This is a genomic window from Corynebacterium tuscaniense DNF00037, from assembly GCF_000759055.1.
Taxonomy (GTDB): Bacteria; Actinomycetota; Actinomycetes; order Mycobacteriales; family Mycobacteriaceae; genus Corynebacterium; species Corynebacterium tuscaniense.
In genome coordinates, this window is sequence record NZ_JRNG01000073.1 from 1 (window position 1) to 787 (window position 787).

Genomic DNA, 787 nt, shown 5'->3' on the forward strand with positions numbered 1-787 from the left:
CTACCGGGTAGCCAAAGCCCACGGCAAACTGCTACACCAACGCCACAACACCAAAGCCACACACGCCAAACGCCGCCACGACGCTACGCCGCCGCATGTCCGCGCCACCGCGCCCGGGCAGGTGCTGTGTTGGGACATCACCTTTTTGCCCGGAGAATACGTCGGACAAACCTTCGCATGTCACATGGTGATTGACCTTTACTCCCGCGCCGTCGTCGGATTCATCGTCGCAGAACGCGAAAGCAGCCAGCTTGCAGCGGCGATGTTCGCTGACATCTTCACTAGCTTTCCTGATGTGCACACTGTGCACTCCGACAACGGGGCCGCGATGACCAGCAAACAACTCGGCAAGCTGTTTGCCACACACGGTGTAGCCCGTTCGTTTAACCGACCGCACACCAGCAACGACAACCCACATACCGAGTCGGTGTTTCACACCATGAAGACTAGGACTTACTACCCGAAAACCTTCACCACGCTGGGGCAAGCAGACGCCTGGGTCAGCGCATGGGTGCAGGTCTATAACGCCACCCCCCACAGCGGAATCAATTACTACCCGCCACAAGCAGTCCTCCACGGCACCTGGATCAAGCTGCAACACCAACGAGAGAAGGGGATGCGAAACGCGCTGGACAAAGGCGTCATCACACAACTACCGAACACCGCAGCCGGCACAGGCCTTCCAGCAGAAGTCAGCATCATCCGCACCACCACCCAAACCGCCCCAGCCCCACAACCCATCACGATCTAGCGCTCAACCTCGTTCACAACCACTTGACACAAAGCG

1 protein-coding gene is annotated in these 787 nt (G+C 58.7%); it reads left to right on the top strand.

All coding sequences use genetic code 11. From position 1 onward, the window contains the following. The coding region (locus tag HMPREF2129_RS10420) for a DDE-type integrase/transposase/recombinase (RefSeq protein WP_156959287.1) at positions 1-751 on the top strand (751 nt) is incomplete at its 5' end. Positions 752-787 lie beyond the last annotated feature (36 nt).